The 521-nt window shown below is 76.2% G+C and carries 1 pseudogene; it reads left to right on the top strand.

The window, feature by feature from the left end:
• Positions 1–315, top strand: a pseudogene (locus tag ACIRFL_RS43740) (cation:proton antiporter); the annotation flags it as partial.
• Positions 316–521: the final 206 nt, after the last annotated feature.

Raw genomic sequence — 521 nt, 5'->3', positions numbered from 1 at the left:
CGCCGGGCCGGGATCTCCGCCAAGGGCCGCTGGCGGGCGGGCGGCACCCTCGTCGCCCGCGGCGAGTTCTCCATCGTCATCGCCGGACTCGCCGTGACCGCCGGGATCGAGCCCTCGCTCGGCCCGCTCGCCACGGCGTATGTGCTGATCCTCGTCGTCCTCGGTCCGCTCAGCGCGCGCTGGACCGAGCCGCTGGCCCTGGGGCTGGTGCGGCGGTTCGGCAAGCCGGCGGTCGCGGGGGAAGCGCCGGCCGAGGCCGCTGTCGGGGGGCCGCGGGATGCGGCGGAGGATCAGGACGCGGTGGGCCGCGCTTGACCTCCGGTCCGGTTGGCGGTCGACCACGGCCGTCGACCGGCTGCGGCGCCGTCGTGGTTGCTCGCGCCGTTCCCCGCCTACACGGCACCCTCCGCCTTGCGACCTCGGCTACCGCGCCGTCGTGGTTGCTCGCGCCGTTCCCCGCGCCCCTTTCAGGGCGCCTGCCCCCACCGCGGAACTACACGGCACCCTCCGCCTTGCAACCT

The organism is Streptomyces sp. NPDC102462 (genome assembly GCF_044765425.1).
Classification (GTDB): domain Bacteria; phylum Actinomycetota; class Actinomycetes; order Streptomycetales; family Streptomycetaceae; genus Streptomyces.
This window is presented reverse-complemented; position numbering and strand designations above follow the sequence as displayed.